The following is a 22,045-nucleotide window of genomic DNA, read 5'->3' as shown; positions in this document are numbered from 1 at the left end:
CGGACGACCGACCCACCAGTTTACGTGGATCTCGTCCGGCCGTTCGCCACACCGGCCGCGGCGCTACTTGCCCGCGCGGTCCTTCGGGCGCGGGGTGTCCACCGGTCCGCGGCGCACCGCGCCCGGGGCGTTCCACTCCTGCCGCTTCTTCGCCCGCCTCTTCGCGAGCTCCGAGGACTCCAGCTGGTACGGCACCGAGGTGACCATCACGCCGGGGGTGAACAGCAGGCGGCCCTTGAGCCGCAGCGCGCTCTGGTTGTGCAGCAGGTGTTCGTACCAGCGGCCGACGACGTACTCCGGGATGTACACGCTGACGGCATCGCGCGGGTTCTCGCTGCGCAGGCCCTTGACGTACTCGACCACCGGGCGGGTGATCTCGCGGTACGGGGAGTCGAGGATCTTGAGCGGTACGTTGATCCCGCGCCGCTCCCACTCCTCCTTCAGCGCCTTCGTCTCGACCGGATCGACGCTGATGCTGAGCGCTTCCAGGGTGTCCGAGCGGGTCAGCTTGGCGAAGGCCAGGGCGCGCAGCGTGGGCTTGTGCACCTTGGAGACCAGGACGATGGAGTGGACCCGGGAGGGCCGCACGCTGTCGTCACTGGGGCCCTCGGCGGCGGCGATCTCGGTGGCGACCCGGTCGTAGTGCTTGCGGATCGCGGACATCGTGCCGTAGAAGATCACCATGCCCAGCAGGGCGACCCAGGCGCCGTGCGTGAACTTGGTGGCCAGGACGACCACGAGCACCAGGCCCGTGAAGATCGCGCCGAAGGTGTTGATCGCCCGGGAGCGGTGCATCCGGCGCCGCGCGGCCTGGTCCTTCTCGGTCCGCAGGTGGCGGTTCCAGTGCCGGACCATGCCGATCTGGCTCAGCGTGAAGGAGACGAACACGCCGACGATGTAGAGCTGGATCAGCTTGGTCGAGTCGGCGTCGTAGATCCACACGAGCAGGATGGCCGCGCCCGCGAGCAGCACGATGCCGTTCGAGAAGGCGAGCCGGTCACCGCGGGTGTGCAGCTGGCGCGGCAGGTAGCGGTCCTGCGCGAGGATCGAGCCGAGCAGCGGGAAGCCGTTGTACGCGGTGTTCGCGGCCAGGAACAGCACGAGCGCGGTGGCGGTCGCCAGCACGATGAACGGGAAGCTGCCGTTGCCGAAGACGGCCTCGGCCACCTGGGAGATCACCGGGTGCTGGACGAACTCGGGGCCGACGGGGACTCCGTTGTCCAGGAGGTTGGTCGCGGGCGCCTCGGCCATCTTCACGTCGGTGGCCATGGCCAGGCCGATGATCCCGCAGAACATGGTGACCGCGAGGGCGCCCATGAGGGCGAGGGTGGAGGCGGCGTTCTTGCTCTTGGGCTTGCGGAAGGCGGGGACGCCGTTGCTGATCGCCTCGACGCCGGTCAGGGCGGCGCATCCGGAGGAGAAGGCCCGCAGCAGCAGGAAGACCAGCGCGAAGCCGGCCAGCCCCTGGTGTTCCGCCTTGATCTCCAGGTGGGCCGTCGGGGCCTGCATGGTGTCGCCGGCGACCAGACCGCGCCAGGCGCCCCAGGCGATCATGACGAAGACGGCTCCGACGAACACGTACGTCGGAATGGCGAAGAGCTTCCCGGATTCCTTCACGCCGCGCAGATTCATCAGCGTGAGCAGCAGAATCATGATCACCGCGGAGAGCACCTTGTGCTCGATGACGAAATCGACGGCGGAGCCGAGATTCTCGACCCCGGAGGAGATCGACACGGCGACGGTCAGGACGTAGTCGACGAGCAGTGCGCTCGCGACGGTGAGTCCGGCCTTCGGCCCGAGATTGGTGTTGGCGACCTCGTAGTCGCCGCCGCCGCTGGGGTACGCGTGGACGTTCTGGCGGTACGAGGCGACCACGGTGAACATCAGCACGACGACCGCGAGGGCGATCCAGGGGCTGAAGTGGTACGCCGACACGCCCGCGATCGACAGGACCAGCAGGACCTCGCCAGGGGCATATGCCACCGAGGAGAGGGGGTCGGAAGCGAACACGGGAAGGGCGATCCGCTTGGGGAGGAGAGTTTCCCCGAGGCGGTCGCTGCGTAGCGCCCGGCCGATCAGGATCCGTTTGGGCACGTCGGTCAGTTTGGACACGCAGAGGATCGTAAGCGTTCGAAATCGGCCTGACGAACCCCCCGCCCGTATTACAGGGCAATGACACCCGCATTGAGACCCCGCGCGCGCCGCAAAGGTCACATGGGGGACCGCCCGTGTGTAGCTTGGGCCATGGTCTGAGACCCTGTGAAGCCAGAGCATGCAATGAGGCTGGGAACCAGCGAGCGCTGACAGCCGGAAGGACGGCCGTGCACATCGTCATTATGGGCTGCGGAAGAGTGGGCTCCGCCCTCGCGCAGACCTTGGAACAGCAGGGGCATACGGTCGCTGTCGTCGACCAGGACCCCACCGCATTCCGCCGGCTGGGAGCCGGATTCGGCGGGCGCCGCGTCACCGGGGTCGGCTTCGACCAGGACACGCTGCGCGAAGCCGGGATCGAGGAAGCGGGCGCCTTCGCAGCCGTCAGCAGTGGTGACAATTCCAACATCATCGCCGCCCGCGTGGCGCGCGAGATGTTCGGTGTCGAGAACGTCGCCGCACGCATCTACGACCCCAAGCGCGCCGAGGTCTACCAGCGCCTGGGCATCCCCACCGTCGCGACCGTGCGGTGGACCGCCGACCAGATGCTGCGCCGGCTGCTGCCGTCGGGGGCCGAGCCGCTGTGGCGCGACCCGAGCGGCGGGGTCCAGCTCGCCGAGGTGCACACCTCCGCCGCCTGGATCGGTCACAAGGTCAGCAAGCTGCAGGAGGAGACCGGAGTCCGCGTGGCGTTCCTCACCCGGCTGGGCGAGGCCATGCTGCCGACCTCCCAGACGGTGCTGCAGGAGGGCGACCTCGTCCACGTGATGATGCGTACGGACGAGATCGACAAGGTCGAGGCGTCCTTCGCCGAAGGCCCCGAGGAGGCACACGCATGAGGGTCGCGATCGCCGGAGCCGGCGCGGTGGGCCGTTCCATCGCGGGCGAGCTGCTGGAGAACGGGCACGAGGTGCTCCTCGTCGACAAGGCTCCGACCGCCATCTCCGTGGAGCGCGTGCCGCAGGCCGAGTGGCTGCTGGCCGACGCCTGCGAGATCACCTCGCTCGACGAGGCCGCGCTGCAGCGCTGCAACGTCGTCATCGCCGCCACCGGCGACGACAAGGTCAACCTGGTCGTCTCCCTGCTGGCCAAGACCGAGTACGGGGTCCCCCGGGTCGTGGCGCGGGTCAACAACCCGAAGAACGAGTGGCTCTTCAACGAGTCCTGGGGCGTCGACGTCGCGGTCTCCACGCCGCGTCTGATGTCGGCCCTGGTCGAGGAGGCCGTCAGCGTCGGCGACCTCGTACGGCTGCTCCGCTTCAGCCACGGCGACGCCAACCTCGTCGAGCTGACCCTGCCCGCCGACTCCTCGGTCGCCGGCACCCAGATCAGCGAGATCACCTGGCCCGAGGACACCTCGCTGGTCACGATCATCCGCGGCAACCGGGTCCTCACCCCGCACGGCGAGGAGACCCTGGAGCCGGGCGACGAACTGCTCTTCGTGGCCGCGCAGGCCCGTGAGGAGCAGCTGGAGGACCTCCTCCAGGCCCGTCACTGACGGACGTGCACGTGAAGGGGGGCGGGCAGCCGGTCGGCTGCCCGCCCCCCTTCACGTGGGCACTGCGTCTCTTGGCGTGCTCGGTGTCACTTGGCGTGCTTGGCCCGGGTCTTGCCGGCCTTCTCCGCGGCCTCCTCGGCCTCCCACTCGGCGATCACGTCGATCGGCGGCGGCGCCTTCGCCAGGAAGACCCACGTGAAGTACACCGCGAGCACCATCGGCGGCAGCTTCAGCGCGATCAGCACCCAGCCCAGCTGCGTCGCGTCGCCCCACCAGTACAGCGGGAAGAGGATGGCGTACTTCGCCAGGAAGATGAGCCCCCAGGCCAGACTGGCCTTGGTGTACGCCTTCTTGCGCCCCGGGTTGCGCGTGCGCCAGGACAGGTTCTCCTTGAACACCGGCCCCAGGATGACGCCCAGCAGCGGGAACCCGACCAGCGCGGACAGCGTGAAGGCCACGCCCAGACCGGCGCCGTAGATCATGCCGGGCAGGTAGAAGCCCTTGGCGGTGCCGGTGAACAGGGCGAAGGCCACGCCGACGCCCACGCCGAAGACCCCGCTGAACGCGTGCTTGACGGTGTCCTTGCGCAGCAGTCGCACGATCACGAGCAGGACGGCGACCGCGCCCGCCGCGATCGCGGACATCTTCACGTCCTTGTTGACCGTGTAGATCATCACGAAGAGCAGCCCGGGGAGCATCGTCTCCACGGTGCCCCGCACGCCTCCGAACGCGTCGAAGAGCGCCGCCTGCGTCACGGCCTTCTGGTCCGCGGTGGGTTCGCCCGAGGGATCCGGGGTGATCGGTTTGTCGAGTGACGTCACCGGCTACTGCTCCTGTCCGAGCGGTCGGAGTTCGTACTTCGGGTTGAAGAGGACCCGGCGGCCGTGGCTCATCGCGATCCGCCCGGAGGCGATCATGCGCCGGCCCGGTTCGATTCCCACGATCGAGCGACGCCCGAGCCAGACCACGTCCAGCGCCGCCGAGCCGTCGAAGAGCTCCGCCTCCAGGGCGGGCACCCCGGCGCGCGGCCGGAGGGTGACGGTACGCAGGGTGCCCGTCACCTTGACTATCTGGCGGTCGTGGGAGTCGCAGATCCGCGTGCACCCCGCGGCTTCTGCGTCCTCCTGCAGTTCCGCCGAATGCAGCTCCTCCTGCGAGGTGGACAGCCGCTCAATCATCCGCCGGAACCGGCCCGCCGGCCTGACCGGCTTGACGGACTTCTCGGGACGCGGTTCAGCACTCATACAGGAAGCGTACCGGCGCCCGCACTACCTCTCGAAGCGGTATCCCATGCCCGGTTCCGTGATGAAGTGCCGCGGATGCGAAGGGTCGGCCTCCAGCTTGCGCCGCAGCTGGGCCATGTAGACCCGCAGGTAGTTGGTCTCGGTGCCGTACGAGGGCCCCCACACCTCCTGGAGGAGCTGCTTCTGGCTCACCAGCTTGCCCCCGTTGCGGACCAGCACCTCCAGCAGGTGCCACTCGGTGGGCGTCAGCCGTACGTCGCGCCCCTCGCGCACGGCCTTCTTGGCGGCCAGGTCCACCGTGAAGCCCTCGGTCTCCACGATCACCTCGTCCTCGCCGGAGCCCGTGCCCGGCTCGGCCCTGCGGACGGCGGCGCGCAGCCGGGCCAGCAGCTCGTCCATGCCGAAGGGCTTGGTGACGTAGTCGTCGGCCCCGGCGTCCAGGGCTTCGACCTTCTCGTCGGAGCTGTGCCGGGCCGAGAGGACCAGGATCGGCACCCGGGTCCAGCCGCGCAGGCCCTTGATCACCTCGACGCCGTCCATGTCGGGCAGGCCCAGGTCGAGGACGACCACGTCGGGGTGGCGGGCCGCGGCGAGCTCCAGGGCCTGGGCCCCGTCCGCCGCGGCGTCGACCTCGTACTTGCGCGCCTTCAGATTGATCACGAGGGCTCGGACGATCTGCGGCTCGTCGTCCACCACGAGCACCCGGGTCATTGAGGTCCTGCTTTCTGTCGTATGGGGTCGAGATCGATGCGTTCGGTGCCGTCGGCGCCGGCGTCCGCGTGGCCGACGCCCGCGGGACCGGCGCCCGCGGGGAGGCACTGTCCACTGTCGCGCGTCGCGGCGCGCAGGGTGAGCACCATGGTCAGTCCGCCGCCGGGGGTGTCCTCGGCGGCCAGGGTGCCGTCCATGGCCTCGGCGAAGCCGCGGGCCACCGCGAGGCCGAGGCCGACCCCGGTGCCGCGCGGGGCGTCCCCGTGCCGCTGGAAGGGGGCGAAGATCCGGTCCTTGGCCTCGTCGGGCACGCCGGGCCCGCGGTCCACGACCCGGACCTCGACCCGGTCGCCCAGGTGGCTCGCCCGCACCAGCACCCGCTCGCCGGCCGGGCTGTACTTGACGGCGTTCTCCACCACGTTGGCCACGGTCCGCTCCAGCAGCCCGGGATCCACCGCCACCATCGGCAGCGTCTCGGGTACGTCCAGCACCACGCTGTCCTCCGGTACGCCGCCCAGCGCCATCGGGACCACCTCGTCGAGGTCGATCTCCCGGATCAGCGGGGTCACCGTGCCGGTCTGCAGCCGGGACATGTCGAGCAGGTTGCCCACCAGGTGGTCGAGCCGGTCGGCGCCGTCCTCGATGCCCTCGAGGAGCTCGGCCCGGTCCTCCTCGGACCAGTCCACGTCGTCGGAGCGCAGGGAGGACACGGAGGCCTTGATGGAGGCCAGCGGCGTACGGAGGTCGTGGCTGACGGCGGCCAGCAGCGCCGTCCGGATCCGGTTGCCCTCGGCGAGCCGGCGGGCCTCCTCCGCCTCCCCGACCAGCCGCTGCCGGTCCAGGACCACCGCGGCCTGGGCGGCGAAGGCGCCGAGCACGCGGCGGTCCTCGGCGGGCAGCACCCGGCCGGACAGGGCCAGCGCCATGTGGTCCCCGATCGGCATGTCCGCATCGGCTTCCTCGGGGCGGCCGACCGGGCGCGGGCCGACGCTGCCGGCCCGTTTCCAGGGCTCGACGTCGCTCGCGCGCTCCAGCAGCGCCACGGACTCCATGGCGAAGGTCTCGCGCACCCGCTCCAGCAGCGCGTCCAGCGTGGTCTCGCCGCGCAGCACGCTGCCGGCCAGGAAGGAGAGGATCTCGGACTCGGCGCGCAGCCGGGCGGCCTGGTGGGTGCGGCGGGCGGCCAGGTCCACCACGGAGGCCACGGAGACCGCCACCCCGAAGAAGACGGCGATGGCCACGATGTTCTTCGGGTCGGAGACGGTGAGCCGGTGGACGGGCGGGGCGAAGAAGTAGTTCAGCAGCAGCGAGCCGAAGGCGGCCGAGGCCAGCGCCGGCCAGAGCCCGCCGAGCAGGGCGGCGGCCACGGTCAGCGAGAGGAACAGCAGCATCTCGTTGGCGAGGCCCGGGTCTGCGTGCACGTGCGTGAGCAGGACGGCCAGCAGGGCGGGGAGGAGGATCCCGACGATCCAGCCGGCGATGATCCGGGGCCGGCCGAGCCGGGCGGCCGAGCGGACCACGGGCAGTCCGCGGCCCCGGGCGACCTCCTCGTGCGTGACGATGTGCACGTCGAGGTCGGGTCCCGAGTCGCGGGCCACGGTGACGCCGACGCCGGGGCCGAAGACGTACTGCCAGGCCTTGCGGCGGCTGGAGCCGAGCACGATCTGGGTGGCGTTGACCCCGCGGGCGAATTCGAGCAGCGCGTCGGGGACGTCGTCGCCGATCACATGGTGAAACGTTCCGCCCAGGTCTTCGACCAGCGTCCGCTGGACCGCGAGCTCCTTCGGCGAGGCCGCCGTCAGCCCGTCGCTGCGGGCGATGTAGACGGCGAGGATCTCGCTGCCGGAGCCCTTCGCGGCCATCCGCGAGGCGCGGCGGATGAGCGTGCGGCCCTCGGGCCCGCCCGTGAGCCCGACGACGATCCGCTCGCGGGCCTGCCAGGTGGAGCGGATGCCGTGCTCGCCCCGGTACTGCTGGAGGTACTCGTCGGCGCGGTCGGCCACCCACAGCAGCGCGAGCTCGCGCAGGGCGGTGAGGTTCCCGGGCCGGAAGTAGTTGGACAGGGCCGCGTCGACCTTGTCGGACTGGTAGATGTTCCCGTGCGCCATCCGCCGGCGCAGCGCCTGCGGGGACATGTCGACGAGTTCGATCTGGTCGGCCCGCCGCACCACCTCGTCCGGCACGGTCTCCCGCTGCCGCACCCCGGTGATGGACTCCACCACGTCGCCGAGCGACTCCAGGTGCTGGATGTTCACGGTGGACACGACGTCGATGCCCGCCCGCAGCAGCTCCTCCACGTCCTGCCAGCGCTTGGCGTTGCGCGAGCCGGGCACGTTGGTGTGCGCGAGCTCGTCCACGAGCGCGATCGCCGGCCGGCGCGCCAGCACGGCGTCCACGTCCATCTCGGTGAAGCCGGCGCCCCGGTACGAGAGCTCCTTGCGCGGGACCTGTTCCAGCCCGTGCAGCATCACCTCGGTACGCGGCCGCCCGTGGTGCTCGACGAAGCCGACGACGCAGTCGCTCCCCCGCTCCACCCGGCGATGGGCCTCGGACAGCATCGCGTACGTCTTGCCGACACCGGGCGCCGCGCCGAGGTAGATCCGTAGCTTGCCGCGTCCCATGCGCCCATTCTCGGGGACGTTTGCGCCGATCACGCACTTTCGGGGCCCGTCCGCCCATCCCTGACGGATTCCTGACACCCGGGGCCGTGACCGGCGGGTACGACAGCGGGCCGTACCCCCGAAGGAGTACGGCCCGCGGCCGGAACCGGTCGGTCGGGATCGGTCAGCGGACCTCGGTGATCGTCGGACCCTGCTCCAGCTGGCCCATGCCGCCGGAGAAGCGGGAGCCCTCCTGGTCCTCGGTCTGCACGCCGTCCGGCACCATCTGGGCGTCGTTCGGCAGCTTCAGCACGATCGGGTCGCGCGGAGCCATCGGGCCGTCGCCGCGCACGATGACGGTCTCGCGGAAGATCTGCTCCAGCACGCCCGCCGACTCGGGGCGCACCGCGCCCTGGCCGGAGATGACGCCGCGCAGGAACCAGCGCGGGCCGTCGACGCCGACGAAGCGGACCAGCTGGGCTCCGGTCTGGCCGTCGGGCATCGGTACGGGCACCTGGGCGCGCAGCTCCCAGCCCAGCGGACCCTCGACCTCGTCGATGATGCCGCCCTGCTGGGTGATGCCCGTGGCGATCTCCTCGCGGACCTCGCCCCAGATGCCTTCCTTCTTGGGCGCCGCGAAGGCCTGCAGCTGTACGGCGCTGTCGCCGAGGACGACCGTCGCGGCGACGATCGCGTCACCGGCGACCTCGACGCGCAGCTCCATGCCCTCGACACCCGGTACGAGAATGCCGCCCAGGTCGACGCGACCCTCCTCGGGTGCACCGGGCACCTCGGAGACGTCCCACGGGCCGTCGGGCCGCGGGGCCGGCGGCAGATTCACCCTGCGGGGCGCGGAGTCGAGCTCCTCGCCGCCGTCCTGCTCATCGGCAGCCACGCCGTCCACGACCTGCTCGGCCGCGCCGCCGTCCTTGGCGGAGTCGTTCTTCTTGCGACGTCCGAACACGTCACTGTCCTTCCCGGTCGGATACGACCGAAGCGTAGCCATTCCCACCCTGCTGACCAGCGCCGGATCCGGCCACGGCCGCATGACCGCCGGTGGAGCCGAAACCCCCCTCGGCCCGCGCCGAGCCGGGAAGTTCCGCCACCTCGTGGAAGCGCACCTTCTCGACCCTCTGGACAACCAGCTGGGCAATGCGGTCGAAGCGCTCGAACCGGACGCTCTCGCGCGGGTCGAGATTGACCACGATCACCTTGATCTCCCCACGGTACCCGGCATCCACCGTCCCCGGGGCATTCACGAGCGCGAGCCCGCAGCGAGCGGCCAGGCCCGAGCGCGGGTGCACGAACGCCGCGTACCCGTCGGGCAGGGCGATGGACACCCCCGTGGGCAGTACGGTGCGCTCCCCGGGCTCCAGCACGGCCGCCTCGGTGGTCACCAGATCGCAGCCGGCGTCGCCGGGGTGGCCGTAGGCGGGCAGGGGCACCTCGGGGTCGACACGCTTGATGAGCACGTCGACCGGGGCGTGGTTGTTCTCAGACATCAGGGGTTCACCTCGAAGGCGCGCGTGCGCCTGACCTGGTCCGGGTCGGACATCGCCGCCCGGATCTCCTCGGGCCGACCGTTGTCGATGAAGTGGTCGACCTTCACCTCGATGAAGAGCGCGTCGGCGCGCACGGCGACCGGGCCCTCGGGCCCGCCTATCCGGCCGATCGCGGTGGAGTAGATCTTGCGTCCGGCGACGGCGGTGACCTCGGCCTCCAGGTACAGCACGGTGCCCACGGGCACGGGCCGCACGAAGTCCGTCTCCAGCCGTCCCGTCACCGCGATGACGCGCAGCAGCCAGTTCAGGGAGCCCAGCGTCTCGTCGAGCGCGGTGGCGAGCACGCCGCCGTGGGCGAGGCCGGGGGCGCCCTGGTGCGCGGGCTTGACGGTGAACTCGGCGCTGACGCGGACGCCCTCCCCGGCACGGGCCTCCAGGTGGAGTCCGTGGGGCTGGCCCTCGCCGCAGCCGAAGCAGTGCCCGTAGTGCGCGCCGAGCAGCTCGCCGGGTGCCGGTGCGTCGGGGTGCCGGACCGGTGCGGCGGCATCGGCCGGAGGCGTCAACGCTGTGTTTCGTCCACTCACAGGCGCAGACCTTACCCGCGCCGCTACCCGCCGGTCGCCTCGTGGCAGGCTTGGCCGTATGCAGCTCTCCCCCGCGCACCACGACGAACGTCTGACCGCCCCCCGCTCCTGGTGGGCCATCGCCGTGCTCATCGGCCTCGCGTGCGCGCTGATGCTGCTGCCGCTGGGCACGCTGCCGCTGCTGGCCGGGCTGGTCGGGGGGACGGCGCTGGCGGGACTGCTGGTGAGTTCGTACGGCTCCGCGCGCGTGCGCGTGGTGAACGGTGCGCTGGCGGCCGGTGAGGCGCGGATCCCGGTGGCGGCCCTGGGCGAGCCCGAGGTGCTGGACGCGCAGGAGGCGCGCGCCTGGCGCACGTACAAGGCGGACACGCGCGCCTTCATGCTGCTGCGCAGCTACGTCCCGACGGCGGTGCGCGTCCCGATCACCGACCCGCAGGACCCGACCCCGTACGCGTACGTCTCCACCCGCGAGCCGCAGGCGCTGGTCGAGGCGATCCGGGCGGCCAGGGGCTGATCCGGGGGGGCCGGGGGGGGCGGGCGGAGGCCCGGCGGGCGTTCAGGCGGGCGGCCAGTCCCCGGTCGGACCTTCGAGTGCGGCCCTGGTGGCCTCGGGAAGGGGCTGGGAGGGCTGCTCAAGGGGCGGGAGCTGGGGCAGGGCGTCCCAGGCCACGGCCCGGCTCCGCAGGTCGGCACGGACCTTCTCGGCGAGTTTGCGGGTGTCGCGGTGGTTCATGACCGCGCCGACGGTGGCGCCCACCATGAACGGCAGCAGGTTCGGCAGGTTGCGGAAGGTCCGCTTCATGATCTGTTGGCGCAGTTCGCGCTTCATCTGACCGCCGAGCGCGATGTTCAGCGTCGTCGGCTTGGTCAGGTCCACCCCGCGCTCCTCCGTCCACGCGGTCAGGTAGGCGAGGCTGCGTTCCTTGATGTTGCCGGCCGGCCGCTGGCCGTACACCTCGTGGAGCTCCGCGACGAGCTTCAGCTCGATGGCGGCGACCCCGGTGATCTCCGCGGCCAGTTCTGCGGGCATCGCGGGCGGCACCGGCAGCATGGCCGCCGCTCCGACGCCCGCGCCGACCGTGGAGGTGCCGTACGCGGCGCCCGCGATCAGCTTGTCGGCAAGCTGATCGGGACCGAGGCCCGGGAACTGCGCGCGCAGGGTCGCGAGGTCCCGAACCGGAACGCGCGGTGCGTTCTCGATGACGCGGTCCGTGATGTGCAGGACGACGGCCCTGGCATGTTCGCCGCCCTTGCGCACACCGTTCTTGACGGCTTGCAGCCGACGAGCCCCGGGCCTGTGCCGGGCTCCCTCGTCGGACTCTGCGGCCGACGGCACCGCCGCGGCGGTGCCGGACGACACGGCGGGTACGCCGGAGGCTGCGGGGCCCGTTTCCGGGCCCGTAACCGCCTCTTGCGCCTCCGCCGGATCACCAGCTTTTCGGAAGCGTCGCTTCCGAAATGGTGTCGAGCCGGTCACGGCCGACGCCTCTCAGTCGCAGTCGCGGCAGATCGGCTGGCCGTTCTTCTCGCGTGCCAGCTGGCTGCGGTGGTGCACCAGGAAGCAGCTCATGCAGGTGAACTCATCGGCCTGCTTGGGCAGCACCCGAACGGCCAGTTCCTCGTTGGAGAGGTCTGCGCCGGGGAGCTCCATGCCCTCCGCCGCGTCGAAGTCGTCGACGTCGACGCTCGACGACGACTTCTCGTTGCGCCGGGCCTTCAGCTCTTCAATGCTGTCGTTGTCGACGTCGTCGTCGGTCTTGCGTGGGGTGTCGTAGTCCGTTGCCATTGTTCGCTCTCCCCCTCTGGGATTTAGCGGTGTCTCAGCGCACGTAACGCGCGAGAGGCCGGACTTGTGCCCGACCTGAGGCGGAGATTTTGCCTCACATCAAGGTCTGTTACTCAATCGACACCCAGCCGCACGCCTGAAGGAGCGATTGGCTGGGATGACGACCGGGACCGTACACGGTCCGGGGGCCGTCTTGCACAAACGCCACCCCGTGTATTTCCCGCCGTTCGAGGGGCGGGAAACCCGGACTTCCCGGGCTTTCCGGCCCTCTGTGGGGTCACTGAACGCACATGCCCCAACACTCGACAATGTGATCGATCACACAGGCGCCACCTTCGCCACCCCCTCATCATTCAGCCAAGAGCGAACAAGCACTTCGGTGACTCACAGGGGCAAAGTGACACGCATCACGAGGCCACCGCCCTCGCGCGGCGTCGCGGAGATCCGCCCGCCGTGTGCGCGGGCCACAGAGCGCGCGATCGACAGGCCGAGCCCCACACCCTTGTCACTGCCCGTGCGCTCCGTACGCAGCCGCCTGAAGGGCTCGAAGAGGTTGTCCACCTCGTACGCGGGAACCACGGGACCCGTGTTCGAAACGATGAGGATCGCCTGGCCGTGCTGGGACTCGGTGGTGACCTCCACCCAGCCGTCCTCCGGCACGTTGTACCGGACGGCGTTCTGCACCAGGTTGAGCGCGATCCGCTCCAGCAGGACGCCGTTGCCCTGGACCACGGCGAGCGCGCGCTCGCCGCGGATCTCCACGCCCTTCACCGCGGCCTCCCCGCGCGCCTGGTCGATGGCGCGCGAGGCGACCTCCGCCAGGTCCACGGGTTTGCGCTCGACTATCTGGTTGTCGCTGCGGGCGAGCAGCAACAGGCCCTCGACGAGCTGCTCGCTGCGCTCGTTGGTGGCCAGCAGCGTCTTGCCCAGCTGCTGGAGCTCCACCGGCGCACCCGGGTCCGACAGGTGCACCTCCAGCAGCGTCCGGTTGATGGCGAGGGGCGTGCGCAGCTCGTGCGAGGCGTTCGCGACGAACCGCTGTTGCGCGGTGAAGGCCCGCTCCAGCCGGTCGAGCATCTCGTCGAAGGTGTCGGCGAGCTCCTTGAGCTCGTCGTCCGGCCCGTCCAGCTCGATCCGCCGGGTCAGGTCGGAGCCGACCACCCGGCGGGCGGTCCGGGTGATCTTGCCGAGCGGCGAGAGCACCCGGCCGGCCATCGCGTAGCCGAAGGCGAAGGCGATGATGCTCAGGCCCAGCAGGGCCATCAGCGACCGGCTGAGCAGGTCGTCCAGCGCGTGCCGGCGCTGTTCCAGGATGCAGGTGTTGATCACGGAGTTGAACTGGTCGGGCGTCTGGCCCGTGCCGATCACCCCGGGACAGCTGCTGGTGACCTTGATGTCCCTGCCGTCCAGGATCTTGAACGGCAGGCCGTTGCCCTCCCGCAGCGCCTGGGCCGCCAGCAGGTAGATGATCGACAGCAGCAGGATGCCGGCGATGAGGAACATCCCGCCGTACAGCAGCGTGAGGCGTATGCGGATGGTCGGCCGCAGCCAAGGGAAGGGACCCTCGGGCTGGCCGGGGTCCCAGGTCGGTCTCGGCGGCACCGTTGGCGGTGCCGGGGTCGCCGCCACCCGCGTCAGATCCGGTAGCCGGAGCCAGGCACGGTCACGATGACCGGCGGCTCCCCCAGCTTGCGCCGCAGGGTCATGACCGTCACCCGCACCACGTTCGTGAAGGGGTCGGTGTTCTCGTCCCATGCCTTCTCCAGCAGCTGCTCGGCGGAGACGACGGTCCCCTCGCTCCGCATGAGAACCTCCAGCACCGCGAACTCCTTGGGTGCCAGCTGCACCTCCCTGCCCTCACGGAACACCTCGCGCCGGTTCGGGTCCAGCTTGATGCCGGCCCGCTCCAGCACGGGGGGCAGGGCGACGGTGGTGCGCCGCCCCAGGGCCCGCACGCGGGCGGTCAGCTCGCTGAAAGCGAAGGGCTTGGGCAGGTAGTCGTCCGCCCCCAGCTCCAGGCCTTCCACGCGGTCGCTCACGTCGCCGGACGCCGTCAGCATCAGCACGCGGGTGGGCATGCCGAGCTCGACGATCTTGCGGCAGACGTCGTCACCGTGCACGAGCGGGAGGTCCCGGTCGAGCACGACCACGTCGTAGTCGTTCACCCCGACGCGCTCCAGGGCCGCGGCGCCGTCGTACACGACGTCCACGGCCATGGCCTCCCGGCGCAGCCCGGTGGCCACCGCATCGGCGAGCAGCTGCTCGTCCTCGACGACGAGTACGCGCACGTCGTTTCCTTCCATCGAGCCCTGAGGGCACACGTGTATTGCGTCGTCCATCCTGCCCGTTTCAGCCGTAAACCGGCTGTAAGGCGCCCCTCCGGGGGCCGCGGGGGACGGAAGTGAGGATTCCCTCGCCTCCCGAGGTTTCTGGGCCCAGGGTGCCGGGGAGGACGTCACCACACCCCAACCACTCCCTGACGGCGGACTGCCACGTGCCGCCGCCGACCCACGAAGAGGGGGCGAACCCACCATGGACGCATTCACCGCGGGTCTCCTGCAGCGCATCCGGGCCACGCAGTCGGACCTCGACCTGGCCCGCGAGACGGGCGACGACTTCCTCGTGGAAGTGGAACAGGCGGAACTGGAGGACCTCCAGCGCCTCGCCGCCGAACACGGCGTTCCCGTTTCCGTCTGCTGACGGCTTTCCCCTGTCCGGCAAGAACCCCGGCGGCCGCACGCGGCAGCCGGGGTTCCCTCATGCCGGGGCGCGGTCTCAGTCGTGCCAGGCCCCGGCCTCTTCCAGCAGCGGCTGGAGCGAGGCGAACACCGCCGGCGTTGCGGCCAGCGCCAGCTCCCCCGAGGCCGGCCGCCCGGGCCGCCCGCCCGTGAGCGCCCCGGCCTCCCGGGCGATCAGCTCGCCGGCCGCCAGGTCCCAGGGGTTCAGCCCGCGCTCGTAGTACGCGTCCAGCCGCCCGGCGGCCACGTCGCTGAGGTCCAGCGCCGCCGATCCGCCCCGCCGGATGTCCCGCACCCGGGGGATCACCCGCAGGGCCACCTCCGCCTGCTGCTCCTTGCGTTCCTGGAGGTACGCGAACCCGGTCCCGACCAGCGCCTGGTCCAGCGGCGCCGCCGCCCGGCAGGCGAGGCGGACCCCGTCGAGCCAGGCCCCGCCCCCGAGCACCGCCGTGTACGTCTCGCCCCGCATCGGGGCCGCCACGACCCCGACCACGGTCTCGCCCCGGTACTCGGCGGCGACCGAGACGCTCCAGCTCGGCAGCCCGTACAGGTAGTTGACGGTCCCGTCCAGCGGGTCCACGACCCACCGCACCCCGCTGGTCCCCGGGACGTCCGCGCCCTCCTCGCCGAGCAGCCCGTCCTCGGGCCGCCGCCGCGCGAGGATCCCGGTGATCAGCTTCTCCGCCGCGATGTCCATCTCGGTCACCACGTCGATCGGGCTGCTCTTCGTCGCCGCCACCGCGAGATCGGCAGGCCGGCCGTCCCGCAGCAGCCGCCCGGCCTGCCGGGCGGCGTCCAGGCCCACGTCCAGCAGTTCGGCCTTCAGCTCTTCGGAGATCACGCTCGACCTTCCCGGGCGTACGGGCTGTCGACGCCCGCGGCCGCCGGCCGGGGCACGCGCGCCGGGCAGCAGCCCACCGCGCACAGATCGTGGCTGGGCCCGAGCAGCCCCAGCGCGCACCGCTCCACCGGCCGGCCCCGCTCCGCGGCGGCGCGTTCCAGCACCAGCTCCCGGACCGCGGCGGCGAACCGCGGATCGGCCCCGACGGTCGCCGACCGGGCGACGGGCAGCCCGAGTTCGGCGGCCTTGGCCGTGGCCTCCGTGTCGAGGTCGTACAGGACCTCCATGTGGTCCGAGACGAAGCCGATCGGCACCATCACCACCGCGGGCGCCCCGGCCCCGTGCAGCGCCTCCAGGTGGTCGCAGACGTCCGGCTCCAGCCACGGGACGTGCGGGGCGCCGCTGCGCGACTGGTAGACCAGCTCCCAGGGCAGCGCCGTGCCCGTCTCGGCCCGTACCGCGTCCGCGATCACCCGCGCGACGTCCAGGTGCTGCTTGACGTAGGCCCCGCCCTCGCCGCCCGTGGTGTGCTCCTCGACCGGGCCGGAGGTGTCGGCGGCCGCCGTGGGGATCGAATGGGTGGTGAAGGCGAGGTGCGCACCGGCGCGCACCTCCCGCGGCAGCGACTCCAGCGCGGCGAGCACCCCGTCGATCATCGGCTGCACGAAGCCCGGGTGGTTGAAGTAGTGCCGCAGCTTGTCGACCTTCGGCAGTTCGGCGACGCCCTCTTCCGCCAGGGCCGCCAGCGCGTCCGCGAGGTTCTCGCGGTACTGCCGGCAGCCCGAGTACGAGGCGTACGCGCTGGTCGCGAGCACCGCGATCCGGCGGCGCCCGTCGGCGGCCATCTCCCGCATCACGTCGGTGAGGTACGGCGCCCAGTTGCGGTTGCCCCAGTACACGGGCAGGTCCAGCCCGTGTTCGGCGAAGTCCTTGCGCAGGGCGTCCAGCAGCTCGCGGTTCTGCCCGTTGATCGGGCTGACCCCGCCGAAGCCGAAGTAGTGCTGCCCGACCTCCTTGAGCCGCTCGCGCGGGATGCCGCGCCCGCGCGTCACGTTCTCCAGGAACGGCACGACGTCGTCGGGTCCCTCGGGACCGCCGAAGGAGAGAAGCAGGAGGGCGTCGTACGGGGCGGCGAGGCCTTCGGCCGGGGGCGAGGCGGCGGCGCGGAGCTGGTCTGACATGGTCCGAATCCTGCCACCCGGGATCCGCGCCCGGGAACCGGCCCGGCGGCGCGCCCGCACACGCATTCTGGGTAAGGTAACCCTAAGTTTTCCCGCCGGGCCCTGGTCCGGATTCTCCCCGTGCGGGTGCCTGGTCGGCGGTCGTAACCTGTATGGGCCAACGACGTCCCTTACGGAGGGCAACTTGCCCAGTCCCTACCGCGCGATATTCGCGGCCCCCGGCACTGCGGGGTTCAGCGCCGCAGGCCTCATAGGCCGCCTGCCCATATCCATGGTCGGCGTCGGCATCCTGACGATGATCTCCGAGATCACCGGTCGCTACGCCATGGCGAGCGCCCTCACCGGCACCCTCGCTCTGGCCGCCGCGTCCATCGGTCCCCAGGTGTCCCGCCTGGTGGACCAGTACGGGCAGCGGCGGGTGCTCCGTCCCGCCACGCTCATCTGCGTGACCTCGGTCGCCGTCCTGCTGGTGGCCGCCGCCAACGGGTGGCCGGACTGGACCCTGTTCGTCTGCGCGGCCGTCGCCGGGTGCGTCCCGAGCGTCGGCTCGATGGTCCGCGCCCGGTGGACCGTGATCTACCGGGACTCCCCGCGCGAACTGCACACCGCGTACTCCTTCGAGTCCGTCGTGGACGAGGTCTGCTTCATCTTCGGCCCGATCATCGCCATCGGCCTGTCCACCACCTGGTTCCCCGAGGCCGGTCCGCTGATCGCCGCGCTCTGCCTGCTCGTCGGGGTCTGGCTGCTCACCGCGCAGCGCTCCACCGAGCCCGAGCCGCACCCGCGCGAGGAGCACGGGGACCGCACGTCGGCCCTGCGCTCCCCCGGACTCCAGGTCCTGACCGCGACGTTCGTGGCGACCGGCGCCATCTTCGGTTCCATCGACGTGTCCACGCTGGCCTTCGCCGAGGAGCAGGGCCACAAGTCCGCCGCCAGCTTCGTCCTGGCCATCTGGGCGTTCGGATCCTGTCTGGCGGGCGTCGTCTTCGGCCTGCTCCACCTCAAGGGCAAGAGCGAACGCCGTTGGGTACTGGGCGTATGTGCGATGGCCGTGAGTATGATCCCCCTCCTACTGGCCGGGAACCTTCCGTTTCTGGCCGTGGCGCTCTTCGTCTCGGGCCTCGCCATCGCTCCCACGATGATCACCACGATGGCCCTGATCGAGGCGCACGTACCACGCGCGAAGCTGACCGAGGGCATGACCTGGATCAGCACCGGCCTCGCGGTCGGCGTCGCGGTCGGCTCGTCGGTGACCGGACTGGTCATCGACGCCTCCGGGGCGCGCAGCGGGTACGTCGTCTCCATCTCGTCGGGAGTGGCCGCGGCGGCGGTTGCGTTCGCGGGATACCGCCGGCTGACGAGGCCGGCGCAAGGGGAGGAGCCAGCAACCGATGGGGACGGCGACAGCAGGGCACGACAGCACGGCGACCGCGTGGCGTAACTGGGCCGGCAACGTCACGGCCACGCCCGCCCGGGTGGTGACCCCGGCCTCGGTCGGGGAGCTTCAGGAGGCGGTCCGCCGGGCCGCCGAGGACGGGCTGAAGGTGAAGGCGGTCGGCACCGGCCACTCCTTCACCGCGGCGGCCGCGACCGACGGGGTGCTCGTACGTCCGCAGGCGCTGGCCGGGATCCGGGAGATCGACCGGACCGCCGGCACCGTGACGGTCTGGGCGGGAACGGCGCTCAAGGACCTGAACGTGGCCCTGGCCCGGGAGGGCCTCTCGCTCACCAACATGGGCGACATCATGGAGCAGACGGTCTCCGGAGCCACCAGCACCGGAACCCACGGCACCGGCCGGGACTCGGCCTCCATCGCCGCCCAGATCCGCGGCCTGGAGCTGGTCACGGCGGACGGGCGGCTGCTGCACTGCTCCGAGAAGGGAGACGACGAGGAACGCGCGGTCTTCGCGGCCGCCCGGATCGGCATCGGCGCCCTCGGCATCGTCACCGCGATCACCTTCGCCGTGGAGCCGGTCTTCTTCCTGACCGCCCGCGAGGAGCCCATGGGCTTCGACCGGGTGACCGCCGAGTTCGAGCAGCACTTCGCGGAGAACGAGCACTTCGAGTTCTACTGGTTCCCGCACACCGGCAACTGCAACACCAAGCGCAACAACCGCAGCCAGGGTCCCGCCGCCCCGCCCGGCGCGGTGAGCGCCTGGGTCGAGGACGAGCTGCTGTCCAACGGCGTCTTCCAGGCCGTCAACTCCCTCGGCCGGGCGGTCCCGGCGACCATTCCCTCCATCGCCCGGATCGCCAGCCGCGCCCTGTCGGCGCGCACCTACACGGACATCCCGTACAAGGTGTTCACCAGCCCGCGCCGGGTGCGGTTCGTGGAGATGGAGTACGCGCTCCCGCGCGAGCGGGTGGTCGAGGCGCTGCGGGAGCTCAGGTCCATGGTCGACCGCTCCGGTCTGCGCATCAGCTTCCCGGTGGAGGTCCGGACGGCTCCCGCCGACGACATCGCGCTGTCGACGGCCTCCGGGCGGGAGACCGCCTACATCGCGGTCCACATGTACAAGGGCACGCCGTACCAGGCCTACTTCACCGCCGCCGAGCGGATCTTCACCGCGCACGGCGGGCGGCCGCACTGGGGCAAGGTCCACACGCGGGACGCGGAGTACCTCGCCGGCGTCTACCCCCGCTTCGGCGAGTTCACCGCGCTGCGGGACCGGCTCGACCCGGACCGGCTGTTCGGCAACGACTACCTGCGCCGCGTCCTGGGCGGGTAACCCGGCTCAAGGGGTGTCCTGCTGCCCCCTGCCGCCCGGGGCCGGCGTGGGTGTGGGCGTCGGAGTCGGAGTCGGGGTGGGCGTGGGCTTCGGGTCCGGCGTCGGCGGGCTCGGACTCGGCGCCGGGCCGCCGGAGTCGGGGGAGCCCGAGGGATCCGGGGACGACGGGTCGGGGCTCGGACCGGGGCTCCGGTCCCGGCCTCCGTGCGGGGCCGAAGGGCTCGGGGAGGTCCCGGACCCCGGGGTCGCCCCGCCCTTCCCGCCGGTGCCGGGCTCCTTGCCCGGGCCGTCGGGCCGCTCGTCGCCCGCCTTGCGCGTGCCGCCGGACCAGATGGTGCCGCCGCCCTGGCTGATCGCGGTGCCGGAGAAGGCCTCGTACGTCCCGAGGCCGCCCAGCGCGATGGCGAAGGCCGCGCCCGAGGCCACCGCCGTCCGCTTCCAGCCCCGTACGCGGGTGCCGTGCACGGTGGCCGCGCCGAACGCTCCGGAGGGCGCCGCCGTACGGAGCGGCGGGGTGTCGCCGGGCGCCTTCTCCCCGCCGGGCGGCGGGACCTGACGGGCCCTGGGGCGGGCGCTCTCGCGGAGCTGGTCGCCGGTGCGCTTGAAGAGGTGCTGGATGACGGGGCCGCCCGCGGTGGCGACCACGCTGACCACGCCGGCGCCGAGGATGGTCCCGTAGACGCCGAGCTTCGAGGCGAGCAGGGCCGCGGCGACGGTGGCGAGGGAGGAGCCCGCGATCTGGGCCACGCTCAGATCGAGCTTCTTCTTCCCGGGGCCGTCCGCGCCGTCCGCGCCGTCCGCGCCGTTCGGCCCGTCCGGTCCGCCCGGTCCGTTCGTCCAGGACCCCGGTCCGGTCTCGGGCGTGGCCTTCTGACCCATCCTCATCCCCTGCGTGTTCTGCCTCTCGCGACGTTTCGCGCTTCACCGCTCTCAGCAGTTACTGACCGCCGAGCGAAACGAATGGTTCCGTTTCTGGTGATTCTGTGAAGCAGGACACGCGGATTCGGGTGCGGGCGCAGGTCCCGCCCGATTCAGGGCAGCCCAACTCCCGCCGCCCGCGACAAGTTCGGCGGCGCGGCGGTCCACCCAGGTGGCCCGAATGGAGTACTGTGGCGAGCCCTGGGGCCGTCCTTCCTTACGGATGTCCGGACTCGGGAGAGGGGGCCGACTGATGGAGAAACGGCACTCGAGACCGGTGATGCCGCGGCATTGCACGCATTCCTGATGCGCACAGTAACCGTTCGGTCACTGTGCGTGCCCAACAGGTAACCGTGCCATAACGGCGATCAAGGGCGCATGCCCGACACGCCGGTTGAACTCGGCAAGGTTGTGGCAGGCTGCACCCGGGCAGGCCACACTCGACTAGCGGAAGCAGCGACGCACGTGACGTCGGCAGGCACCACCCGGGAGGTCCCCATGCCCGAACTGCGTGTCGTGGCCGTCTCAAATGACGGCACACGACTGGTGCTCAAGGCTGCGGACAGCACGGAGTACACGCTTCCGATCGACGAGCGGCTGCGGGCTGCCGTGCGCAACGACCGCGCGCGCCTGAACCAGATCGAGATCGAGGTGGAGAGCCACCTCCGCCCCCGTGACATCCAGGCCCGCATACGAGCCGGTGCCTCCGCCGAGGAGGTCGCCCAACTCGCCGGCATCCCCGTCGACCGCGTACGCCGCTTCGAGGGCCCGGTGCTGGCCGAGCGCGCGTTCATGGCGGAGCGGGCCCGCAAGACGCCCGTGCGCCGCCCCGGGGAGAACACCGGGCCCCAGCTCGGCGAGGCCGTGCAGGAGCGGCTCACGCTGCGCGGCGCCGAGAAGGAGTCCGTGCAGTGGGACTCCTGGCGCCGTGACGACGGCACCTGGGAGGTCCTGCTGGTCTACCGCGTCGTGGGCGAACCGCACTCGGCGAGCTGGACGTACGACCCGCCGCGCCGGCTGGTCGTCGCCGTGGACGACGAGGCCCGCTCGCTGATCGGCGAGGCCGACGACCTGCCGGCCACACCGGAGCCGAGCTTCCCCTTCGTGCCGAGGATCGCGCGCCTGCCCAGGGACCGGCCCCTGGACCGCGCCCTGGACCGGCAGCTTGAGCGGGCCCCCGGCAACACGGCTCAGGCGCCGGAGCCCGAGGAGGAACGGGACACCCTGACGAGCCTGTTGGAGGCCGTGCCGAGCTTCCGCGGCGACCTGGTGGTCCCTGAACGCCCCGAACCCCCGGCGGAGGAAGAGCCCGAGGCCGAGGTCGAGGAGCCACCGGCGGTGAGCGCCGGCGCCGGCTCCGCCTACGCGGACGTCCTGATGCCGCGCACGGTCGCGGGCCACCGCGACCGGCTGACGGGCACCACGGACCGGCAGGCGGAGGCCGACGGCGTCCGTCCGGGCCGCCGCGCGGCGGTCCCCAGCTGGGACGAGATCGTCTTCGGCACCCGCCGCAAGAAACAGGAGTAGCCCGGGCGGCGCCTCGCGCCCGGGCCGTCCGGCCC

The 22,045-nt window shown here is 71.6% G+C and carries 22 protein-coding genes; 7 read left to right on the top strand and 15 right to left on the bottom strand.

Annotation, left to right across the window (positions count from 1 at the left end; all coding sequences use genetic code 11):
* Positions 1–63: 63 nt before the first annotated feature.
* Positions 64–2,112, bottom strand: coding sequence for an APC family permease (locus ACFY1T_RS29560; protein WP_390790843.1), 2,049 nt, complete (start codon positions 2,110–2,112; stop codon positions 64–66).
* 209 nt (positions 2,113–2,321) lie between these two features.
* Here ACFY1T_RS29560 and ACFY1T_RS29555 point away from each other — a divergent pair, with 209 nt between their 5' ends.
* Positions 2,322–2,990, top strand: a complete 669-nt coding sequence (locus ACFY1T_RS29555; protein ID WP_030154367.1) for a TrkA family potassium uptake protein — start codon at positions 2,322–2,324, stop codon at positions 2,988–2,990.
* Complete coding sequence (locus tag ACFY1T_RS29550; protein WP_030859497.1) at positions 2,987–3,649, top strand: TrkA family potassium uptake protein; 663 nt, start codon at positions 2,987–2,989, stop codon at positions 3,647–3,649. The genes ACFY1T_RS29555 and ACFY1T_RS29550 overlap by 4 nt, the downstream gene beginning before the upstream one ends.
* A gap of 86 nt (positions 3,650–3,735) precedes the next feature.
* Here ACFY1T_RS29550 and ACFY1T_RS29545 read toward each other — a convergent pair whose 3' ends face one another.
* The 7 genes from ACFY1T_RS29545 to ACFY1T_RS29515 all read right to left on the bottom strand — a co-directional run bounded on the left by ACFY1T_RS29545 (position 3,736) and on the right by ACFY1T_RS29515 (position 10,290).
* Entirely contained in the window at positions 3,736–4,470 is a 735-nt protein-coding gene (locus tag ACFY1T_RS29545) for a DUF3159 domain-containing protein (protein WP_390790842.1), read from the bottom strand.
* 3 nt (positions 4,471–4,473) lie between these two features.
* Positions 4,474–4,893 (bottom strand): OB-fold nucleic acid binding domain-containing protein, encoded by a 420-nt coding sequence (locus ACFY1T_RS29540; protein ID WP_078860160.1) that lies wholly within the window; start codon positions 4,891–4,893, stop codon positions 4,474–4,476.
* Positions 4,894–4,917: 24 nt separating this feature from the next.
* Positions 4,918–5,604: a response regulator gene (locus tag ACFY1T_RS29535; protein ID WP_030859501.1), complete on the bottom strand. Its 687-nt coding sequence runs from the start codon at positions 5,602–5,604 to the stop codon at positions 4,918–4,920.
* Positions 5,601–8,225 (bottom strand): ATP-binding protein, encoded by a 2,625-nt coding sequence (locus ACFY1T_RS29530; RefSeq protein WP_390790841.1) that lies wholly within the window; start codon positions 8,223–8,225, stop codon positions 5,601–5,603. Before ACFY1T_RS29530 ends, ACFY1T_RS29535 begins: the two co-directional genes overlap by 4 nt.
* Positions 8,226–8,388: 163 nt before the next feature.
* Positions 8,389–9,168 carry a DUF3710 domain-containing protein gene (locus tag ACFY1T_RS29525; RefSeq protein ID WP_030859504.1) on the bottom strand — a complete coding sequence of 260 codons (780 nt, stop codon included), beginning with the start codon at positions 9,166–9,168 and terminating at the stop codon, positions 8,389–8,391.
* 1 nt (position 9,169) lies between these two features.
* Positions 9,170–9,706 (bottom strand): dUTP diphosphatase, encoded by a 537-nt coding sequence (dut, locus tag ACFY1T_RS29520; protein WP_030859505.1) that lies wholly within the window; start codon positions 9,704–9,706, stop codon positions 9,170–9,172.
* Positions 9,706–10,290, bottom strand: a complete 585-nt coding sequence (locus tag ACFY1T_RS29515) for a PaaI family thioesterase (protein WP_229336093.1) — start codon at positions 10,288–10,290, stop codon at positions 9,706–9,708. Before ACFY1T_RS29515 ends, dut begins: the two co-directional genes overlap by 1 nt.
* A gap of 58 nt (positions 10,291–10,348) precedes the next feature.
* Between ACFY1T_RS29515 and ACFY1T_RS29510 the strand changes: the two genes are divergently transcribed.
* A complete protein-coding gene (locus tag ACFY1T_RS29510) occupies positions 10,349–10,804 on the top strand; it encodes a DUF3093 domain-containing protein (protein ID WP_390790840.1) in 456 nt (151 codons plus the stop codon).
* Positions 10,805–10,846: 42 nt separating this feature from the next.
* Here ACFY1T_RS29510 and ACFY1T_RS29505 read toward each other — a convergent pair whose 3' ends face one another.
* The 4 genes from ACFY1T_RS29505 to ACFY1T_RS29490 form a co-directional block, all read right to left on the bottom strand.
* Positions 10,847–11,767, bottom strand: coding sequence for a hypothetical protein (locus ACFY1T_RS29505; protein WP_390790839.1), 921 nt, complete (start codon positions 11,765–11,767; stop codon positions 10,847–10,849).
* A 12-nt stretch (positions 11,768–11,779) separates the two neighbouring features.
* Positions 11,780–12,076, bottom strand: a complete 297-nt coding sequence (locus tag ACFY1T_RS29500) for a DUF4193 domain-containing protein (protein ID WP_030154344.1) — start codon at positions 12,074–12,076, stop codon at positions 11,780–11,782.
* 384 nt (positions 12,077–12,460) lie between these two features.
* The gene (locus tag ACFY1T_RS29495) at positions 12,461–13,705 is read right to left on the bottom strand and encodes a HAMP domain-containing sensor histidine kinase (protein WP_030859513.1); all 1,245 of its coding nucleotides are present in this window, start codon (positions 13,703–13,705) and stop codon (positions 12,461–12,463) included.
* 5 nt (positions 13,706–13,710) lie between these two features.
* Complete coding sequence (locus tag ACFY1T_RS29490; RefSeq protein ID WP_030154340.1) at positions 13,711–14,364, bottom strand: response regulator transcription factor; 654 nt, start codon at positions 14,362–14,364, stop codon at positions 13,711–13,713.
* 244 nt (positions 14,365–14,608) lie between these two features.
* Between ACFY1T_RS29490 and ACFY1T_RS29485 the strand changes: the two genes are divergently transcribed.
* Entirely contained in the window at positions 14,609–14,776 is a 168-nt protein-coding gene (locus tag ACFY1T_RS29485) for a hypothetical protein (RefSeq protein ID WP_390790838.1), read from the top strand.
* Between the two features lie 75 nt (positions 14,777–14,851).
* Here the strand turns inward: ACFY1T_RS29485 and ACFY1T_RS29480 are convergent, their stop codons facing one another.
* Together ACFY1T_RS29480 and ACFY1T_RS29475 are read right to left on the bottom strand one after the other, a co-directional pair.
* Positions 14,852–15,652: an inositol monophosphatase family protein gene (locus tag ACFY1T_RS29480; protein WP_390790859.1), complete on the bottom strand. Its 801-nt coding sequence runs from the start codon at positions 15,650–15,652 to the stop codon at positions 14,852–14,854.
* Positions 15,652–16,836: a ferrochelatase gene (locus ACFY1T_RS29475; protein ID WP_390790837.1), complete on the bottom strand. Its 1,185-nt coding sequence runs from the start codon at positions 16,834–16,836 to the stop codon at positions 15,652–15,654. The genes ACFY1T_RS29480 and ACFY1T_RS29475 overlap by 1 nt, the downstream gene beginning before the upstream one ends.
* 184 nt (positions 16,837–17,020) lie before the next feature.
* Here ACFY1T_RS29475 and ACFY1T_RS29470 point away from each other — a divergent pair, with 184 nt between their 5' ends.
* Entirely contained in the window at positions 17,021–18,277 is a 1,257-nt protein-coding gene (locus ACFY1T_RS29470; RefSeq protein WP_030859519.1) for an MFS transporter, read from the top strand.
* Positions 18,228–19,565: a D-arabinono-1,4-lactone oxidase gene (locus tag ACFY1T_RS29465; RefSeq protein WP_390790836.1), complete on the top strand. Its 1,338-nt coding sequence runs from the start codon at positions 18,228–18,230 to the stop codon at positions 19,563–19,565. Before ACFY1T_RS29470 ends, ACFY1T_RS29465 begins: the two co-directional genes overlap by 50 nt.
* Positions 19,566–19,571: 6 nt before the next feature.
* Here the strand turns inward: ACFY1T_RS29465 and ACFY1T_RS29460 are convergent, their stop codons facing one another.
* Entirely contained in the window at positions 19,572–20,444 is an 873-nt protein-coding gene (locus ACFY1T_RS29460) for a hypothetical protein (protein WP_390790835.1), read from the bottom strand.
* Positions 20,445–20,981: 537 nt separating this feature from the next.
* Here ACFY1T_RS29460 and sepH point away from each other — a divergent pair.
* Positions 20,982–22,010, top strand: a complete 1,029-nt coding sequence (sepH, locus tag ACFY1T_RS29455) for a septation protein SepH (RefSeq protein WP_030859525.1) — start codon at positions 20,982–20,984, stop codon at positions 22,008–22,010.
* Positions 22,011–22,045 lie beyond the last annotated feature (35 nt).

Source organism: Streptomyces sp. NPDC001194 (genome assembly GCF_042896985.1).
In the GTDB taxonomy this organism is placed as follows: Bacteria; Actinomycetota; Actinomycetes; order Streptomycetales; family Streptomycetaceae; genus Streptomyces.
This window is presented reverse-complemented; position numbering and strand designations above follow the sequence as displayed.